Source organism: Phenylobacterium sp., from assembly GCF_004299445.1.
Taxonomy (GTDB): domain Bacteria; phylum Pseudomonadota; class Alphaproteobacteria; order Caulobacterales; family Caulobacteraceae; genus Phenylobacterium.
This window is the reverse complement of sequence record NZ_SCTC01000066.1, coordinates 1-6,571: the sequence shown is the minus strand read 5'-3', so window position 1 is coordinate 6,571 and position 6,571 is coordinate 1. Positions and strand designations below refer to the sequence as shown.

Annotated in this window: 7 protein-coding genes; 3 read left to right on the top strand and 4 right to left on the bottom strand. The window is 69.5% G+C overall.

Annotation, left to right across the window (positions count from 1 at the left end; genetic code table 11):
- Positions 1–346: 346 nt before the first annotated feature.
- The 3 genes from EPN98_RS17920 to ubiG are packed head-to-tail and all read right to left on the bottom strand — an operon-like array spanning position 347 to position 2,350.
- Positions 347–775, bottom strand: coding sequence for a DCC1-like thiol-disulfide oxidoreductase family protein (locus EPN98_RS17920; protein WP_293364288.1), 429 nt, complete (start codon positions 773–775; stop codon positions 347–349).
- Complete coding sequence (locus EPN98_RS17915; protein ID WP_293364287.1) at positions 772–1,575, bottom strand: FkbM family methyltransferase; 804 nt, start codon at positions 1,573–1,575, stop codon at positions 772–774. The genes EPN98_RS17920 and EPN98_RS17915 overlap by 4 nt, the downstream gene beginning before the upstream one ends.
- 22 nt (positions 1,576–1,597) lie before the next feature.
- Positions 1,598–2,350: a bifunctional 2-polyprenyl-6-hydroxyphenol methylase/3-demethylubiquinol 3-O-methyltransferase UbiG gene (gene ubiG / locus EPN98_RS17910; RefSeq protein ID WP_293364286.1), complete on the bottom strand. Its 753-nt coding sequence runs from the start codon at positions 2,348–2,350 to the stop codon at positions 1,598–1,600.
- Positions 2,351–2,676: 326 nt separating this feature from the next.
- Here ubiG and EPN98_RS17905 point away from each other — a divergent pair, with 326 nt between their 5' ends.
- The 3 genes from EPN98_RS17905 (at position 2,677) to EPN98_RS17895 (ending at position 4,990) form a co-directional block, all read left to right on the top strand.
- Complete coding sequence (locus EPN98_RS17905; protein ID WP_293364285.1) at positions 2,677–3,924, top strand: aspartate kinase; 1,248 nt, start codon at positions 2,677–2,679, stop codon at positions 3,922–3,924.
- 87 nt (positions 3,925–4,011) lie between these two features.
- Entirely contained in the window at positions 4,012–4,434 is a 423-nt protein-coding gene (locus EPN98_RS17900) for a hypothetical protein (protein WP_293364284.1), read from the top strand.
- A 16-nt stretch (positions 4,435–4,450) separates the two neighbouring features.
- Complete coding sequence (locus tag EPN98_RS17895) at positions 4,451–4,990, top strand: GNAT family N-acetyltransferase (RefSeq protein WP_293364283.1); 540 nt, start codon at positions 4,451–4,453, stop codon at positions 4,988–4,990.
- Here the strand turns inward: EPN98_RS17895 and EPN98_RS17890 are convergent.
- On the bottom strand, positions 4,971–6,371 hold the full coding sequence (locus EPN98_RS17890; RefSeq protein ID WP_293364282.1) for an MFS transporter: 1,401 nt from the start codon (positions 6,369–6,371) through the stop codon (positions 4,971–4,973). The two genes, EPN98_RS17895 and EPN98_RS17890, sit on opposite strands and share 20 nt — an antisense overlap.
- Between the last annotated feature and the right edge of the window lie 200 nt (positions 6,372–6,571).

Here is a 6,571-nt window from a genome sequence, read left to right as displayed (position 1 = left end):
GGTCGGAGAGTTCGGCCACCTCTTCGGTGGCGAGCGCCTTCTGCTGCACGTGGCGGGCGAAGGCGAAGTCCATGCGGGCCGTCTGGGCCAGCAGCTGGTCCTCTTCGAAGATGTCGGGCGCGGGCTCGGACATGATCGGGAGTGGAACACGGGGGTACGACAGAAACGGTCGTAGAAGCGCTTTTCGTTTCCACTTTTCGGAACGTCATGGCCGGGCCTGTCCCGGCCACCCAGAAGCGCCGCCGTTTCCGGAGGGCGCAGGCGGTGAGCCGGTGCGCCCTGCTGCGAGCGCCTCGTATCTGGGTGGCCGGGACAAGCCCGGCCATGACGTTCTGGGGTTGGGGCGCTACCCCCACCCCGGGGGCGGGTCGAGGAGGAAGCGGGCGCGCTGCTGCGGAGTCGGGACCATGCAGGTCTCCCGCTTGCCCATCAGCCGGTAGCGGTTGCGGGCCAGGAGCAGGTAGGCGGCGTCGCGCCAGCGTTTGGGGATCGCGCCGAAGACGGCGAAGAGCGACCAGGGCGGGCCCAGCCGCCGCGCCAGCGCCAGCACCGCGTCGGAAGCGTCGAGCGGGCGCCCCCGGTCGAAGAACAGGAAGCTGTCGGGGTTCTCCAGGTCGAGGCCATGGCGCTCGGCGATCGCGCGGCCGAACGGCGACTGCAGCGGGGTGAAGCGGAGCTCGCCCTTGCGGTCGAGCCTGAGCGCGAGCCGGACCGAGCCCGAACAGAAATTGCAGACGCCATCGAACAGCCACAGGCCGTCGAGGGGGTCGCTCACGCCGCCATCCGGGCCTTGAACACGCCGTCGGGGAGTTTCGCGGCGCGGCTGGGGTGGATGAAGAAGTAGTCCTTCCAGGGCAGGCCCGGCACCAGGGTGGTGCGCTCTTCCAGGCGGTCGCCGTTGAGGGCGAACATGCGGTAGCCGCGGTCGCGGAAGATATCGAGCACCGCCTCGCCCGAGGCGCCGAAGCGGGCCTTGAGCATGTCGGGGTGGATCTCGAGCAGGACGTGCGGGCGGTCGCGGTCGAGAATGGCCACGGCGCCCATCAGGGCCCGCAGTTCGGCGCCTTCGATATCCATGCGGATGAAGTCGACGCGGCCTATGCCATGGGTCTCGCAATAGCCGTCCAGGGTGATGACCGGGGTCGGCTGGACGTCCATGCCGGTGTCGTCAAGGTCGGGGCGCGCGGGGCCGTTGGGGCGGGTCTCGGCGACATAGGCATAGGCGCGGCCCATGCGGCCCGAGGTCTTCTTGGGCGTGACCAGCAGCATCTCGCCCGGCTTGTCGCCGACCGCGGCGTGGATCGTGGTCACCTGCTTGCCCAGGCGGTGCCAGGCGACCGTTGTCTGCAGCACCTCGAACGCGAAGGCCGACGGCTCGAAGGCGTAGATGCGGGCCTGGGGCGCCACCTGGGTCATGACATACGAGTGGCGCCCGTCGCTGGCGCCCACGTGCAGGCAGACTGGCGCGCCCGACAACAGGTCAGCCAGGTAGGGCGTCTCGGGCTCGTGCTTCGCCCAGGTGCGATTGCGGCGCCAGGCGCGGAAGGCGTGGCCCAGCACGCGTAACGAAGCCATCCATACTCCCCTGCGGAACGCCTCAGGCGGCGTCGCGCACCACGGTCATCATGTAGTTCACGTCGGTGTCGGCGGATTCCGTCCATCGACCGGTGAGCGGGTTGAATACGACTCCGTAGGGGCCGTCCACAACGACCGGCGATTGCGCCAGGAAGTCGCGCAGTTCGTCGGGCCTGAGGAACTTGTTCCAGTCGTGGGCGCCGACGGGCAGCCAGCGCAGGATGTATTCGGCGCCGATCTTGGCCAGGGCCAGCGCCTTGAGCGTGCGGTTCAGCGTGGCCACGACCATCAGGCCGCCGGGTTTCAGCAGGCGGGCGCAGTCCTGGAGGTAGGCGGCCGGATCGGCCACGTGCTCAATCACCTCCATGTTGAGGATCACGTCGAAGGGGGGCTCGCCGGCCTCGAGCAGCGCCTCGGCGGTGGAGGCGCGGTAGTCGATCTGGAGGCCCTGTTCGGCGGCATGGGTCGCAGCGGTGGCGATGTTCTTTTCCGAGGCGTCGACGCCGGTCACCTGGAAACCCAGGCGGGTCATGGGCTCGGAGAGCAGCCCGCCGCCGCAGCCGATGTCGAGCAGACGCAGACCCTCGAACGGGCGGCGCGCCTGGGCGTCGCGGCCGAAGCGGTAGAGCGCCTGGTCCCTGATGAAGTTGAGACGGACCGGGTTGAACTTGTGCAGCGGCGCGAACTTGCCGCGCGGATTCCACCACTCCGCGGCGATCCGGGAAAACGTCTCGACTTCGGCGGGGTCGATGCTGGATCGGGGCGCAGCGCTCATGGGCCGGGTTTTAGGTCGGATCGCGCTTCGACCCAAGCGCAGCGCGCGCCGCAGGCGTCATTTGATTCAACCACGAACCACACGAACCACACGAACCACACGAACATGGCGCTTCTGCGCTTGCAGCAAGACGAGCCCCGTTCGTGTGGTTCGTGTGGTTCGTGGTTGAAACCTGCGGCGCTGGCGCGCCCTGGATTGGAAGGGTTTGCCTCGATTTCGGGAAAGCTGCGTCGAAAACGCAAGATTCTGGGCGTTGCAGCCCTGCCCTGGCGCCGCTATGAGGCACGGCCTTTCGCGGCGCAGCAATAGGATCCGATCAGACAGCCATGTCTCGCCTGGTGATGAAGTTCGGCGGCACGTCAGTAGCCGACCTGGAGCGCATCCGGCGCGTGGCGCGGCTGGTGGCGGCCGAGCAGGCGGCGGGTCACAAGGTGGCGGTCGTGGTCTCGGCGATGTCGGGCAAGACCAACGAGCTGGTGGCCTGGACCGACGGCGCGGGGCCGGCCGCTCCGGGTCTGCCCCCGTCGGACGACGAGTACGACGTGGTCGTGGCCTCGGGCGAGCAGGTGACCGCCGGTCTGCTGGCCATGACGCTGCGCAACATGGGCCTCAGGGCCCGGTCGTGGATGGGCTGGCAGGTCCCGATCATCGCCGACGACGCCCACGGCAAGGCCCGCATCGACGACATTCCGCCCGAGAAGCTGGCCGCCGCCATGGATGACGGCGAGATCGCGGTGATCGCGGGCTTCCAGGGCGTGACCCGCGACGGGCGCATCGCCACGCTGGGCCGCGGCGGCTCGGACACCTCGGCCGTGGCCGTCGCCGCGGCGGTGGGCGGGGCCTGCGACATCTACACCGACGTGGACGGGGTCTACACCACCGACCCGCGGATCGAATCCAAAGCCCGCAAGCTGGCCAAGATCTCCTACGAGGAGATGCTGGAGATGGCCTCGCTGGGCGCCAAGGTGCTGCAGACCCGTTCGGTCGAGCTGGCCATGGCCTATCATGTGCCCGTGCGGGTGCTGTCGAGTTTTGTGGAGCCGGGCGAAGCGCCGGGCCAGGGCACCATCGTGTGCGACGAGGAGGAGATCGTGGAGAAGCGGATCGTGAGCGGCGTGGCCTACAGCCGCGACGAGGCGAAGATCAGCCTCTTCGGCCTGCCCGACCATCCGGGCGTGTCGTCCACCATCTTCGGCGCGCTGGCCGATGCGAACGTGAACGTGGACATGATCGTCCAGAGCCACGCCCGCACCGCCGACACCGCCAACATGGAGTTCACCGTCGGCAAGCGCGACGCGCAGCGGGCCGTGGAGATCGTGCGCAGCGTGCAGCCCAACGTCGGCTTCGACGACGTGCAGGTGAACGAGGACGTGGCCAAGGTGTCGGTGATCGGCGTCGGCATGCGCAGCCACGCGGGCGTCGCCAAGAGCATGTTCTCGGCGCTGGCCGAAAAGGGCGTGAACATCCAGGTGATCTCGACCTCCGAGATCAAGATCAGCGTGCTGATCGACGCGGCCTACACCGAGCTCGCCGTGCGCGCGCTGCATGCGGCTTACGGCCTGGACCAGCTCTAAGGCCCGCGCAGCGAGACCATTACCTCCGAGGTCATTGCCGGGCGGCCCAGCAGCTTCTCTCCTGTGCGAAGACACGGAGGGGCTGAAATGGCGTCACAGGCGGCGCACAAGCGGTGGCTGAAGGTGACGGCGCTCGTCGTCGGGATCGGCGGACCCATCTTCTCATTCGGGTCCGTGGGCGCGACCGCCGAGCCGGCGCGGCTCACGCTGGACATCCTGAGCTGGCCACTGGACGGCGCGACGACGTATGCATCGCCCGACACGCGGTTCCTATCGGCCCTTACCGGCGGATTCCTGCTGGGTTGGGGCGTCTTGATCTGGCGGCTGGCCGACCTAGCCTACGACGCAGCGCCAGAGGCCGTGCGGCGCGCCGTCGTGAGCGGCATACTGGCCTGGTTCGTGGCGGACAGCGCCGGGTCGCTGGCCTCGGGCAACGGCTCCAACGTGGCCTTCAACGTGGCAGTGCTGTTGCTCGCCGTGGGCCCGATGTGGCGACCGGCCCGGGGCTGACTATCTTTGCGGGGGCATGAGCCTCCGCATCGTCGATTTCGCCGACCTGACCCCGGCCCAGCGGGCCGAGGCCGCACGCGTGCTGGCCGCGGCCTTCGCCGACCGGCCTCAGGCTTTCGAGGACCCGGAGGCCGAGGTGGCCACGTTCTTCGAGGACGAGGACCGGGCGGCGATCGCGGCGCTGGAGGGCGACCGGGTCGTCGGCTGGATCGGGCGGATCGACACCTACAGCCATGCCTGGGAGCTGCATCCGCTGGTGGTCGACCCGGCGTTCCAGCGGCGCGGCATCGGCGCCCGGCTCTGCCGCGAGTTGGAGGCGCGGGTGAAGGCGGCGGGCGTGCTGACGCTGTACCTGGGGACCGACGACGAGTTCGGGGGCACGAGCCTGTTCGGCGCCGACCTGTTTCCCGATGTGGCCAGCCGGATCGCGGGCGTGCGCGAGACGTCGGGCCACCCCTTCGCCTTCTACCGGAAGCAGGGTTACGAGATCGTGGGCCTGATCCCGGACGCGAACGGGCCGGGCAAACCCGACATCTTCATGGCGAAACGGCTCTAGCCGACCCCGTCATCCGGAACAGCGCCCAGACGCCGACCAGCGCCAGGGGGATGACGGCGACGAAGATCCAGACGGCGGCGGCGCGTGCGCTGGCGTCGGTGAGACCGGCGGAGAAGCCGACAAGGTTGGCGGCCACGCCCGAGATCGCCGCGCCGACGGCGGCGCCGGTCTGACGCACGGCGGTGACGGCCGACGAGCCGATGGCGCGGTCCTCGTCCGAGAGCGCCGCCAGCACCTGGCGGGCCATGAACGCCCAGGAGAACCCGAACGCGGCGCCCATGAGCGAGCCGCCGAGGAGCACCCAGGCGAAGTGGCCGTCGGCCATGGTCAGCGCCAGGATCACCAGGCTGGCCACCAGGCAGAGGGCGCCGATGCGCATCCACCGGTTCTCCCAGGCCCCCGCAGCGCCCGCCACGGCCATGGCGGCGATGGTCCAGGCGGCGGACTCGGCGCCGATGGCGTAGCCGGCGGCCAGCGGCGAGAAGCCCCGCAGCTGCTGCAGGATCGGCGGCCCATAGATCGAGAAGCCCATGGACGCGGCGGTCAGCGCGAACATCGCAAGATAGCCCGAGCCGCAGACGGTGGTGAGGTCGCCCGAGCGCAAGGGCAGCAGGCGCACCTTGGCCCGCGCGTCGATCCAGACCACCAGCAGCAGGATCGCGAGGCCGGCGACGACCATGCCGACCGAGACGGCCGGGATCTTAAGGAGGTCGGCCACCGCGATGGCCGCGACGCCCAGGCCAAGGACGCCCAGCTGGGTCCAGGGAATGCCGGGGCCGCCGGTGGCCTTGGCCTCGCCGCTCAGCAGGAACGGCGCGGCGGCGCTGAAGACCGCGGTCTGCAGGGCGAACAGCCAGAAGACGTCGCGCCAGCCGCCCAGCTGAACCACCAGGCCGCCGAAGAGCGGGCCCAGGATCGTGGCGATGCCCCAGACGAAGGTGACGGCGGCGAACACGCGGGCCAGGTGGCGCTCGGGGAACAGGAAGGCGATGGCCACCATGGCGAAGCCCGAGATCCAGCCCGAGCCCAGGCCCTGAACCAGACGGCCGGCGAGGAACGTGCCCACATCGGGCGCGGCTGCGCTCATCACGCAGCCCACGGCCATGACCACGCCGGCCAGGGCCGTGGCGCTCTTCAGGCCGAACATCTCGGACAGGCGGCCCGAACTGGCCCCCGCCAGGATGGCGCCCACGAAAAAGCCGGCCGTGGCCCACGAGAAATAGGCGTATCCGCCCAGGTCGGCGCCCACGCTGGGCAGGATGGTGGCGGTCACCAGGCTGTCGGCGGCGTTCAGCCAAACGCCCAGCATGATCAGCGCGAACCGCGGCAGCCGGCCCTCGGCCAGCAGGTCGGCCCAGCTGTTGGGATTGGCTTTGCTCATTTTGACAACCTCAGACATGTCAAAATGCAGGTAGACCCCGCCGGGAGTTTTTGCAATAAGTCGATTGTCAAATGCATACGCCCGCCGACCGCATCCTCTTTCAGCTCAAGACCCGGGGCCCCTCCGAGACCCTGGCGATCGCCGCTGCGCTGGGCGTCAGCCGGCAGGCCACCCTGCAACATCTTGAGCGCCTGGTCGCC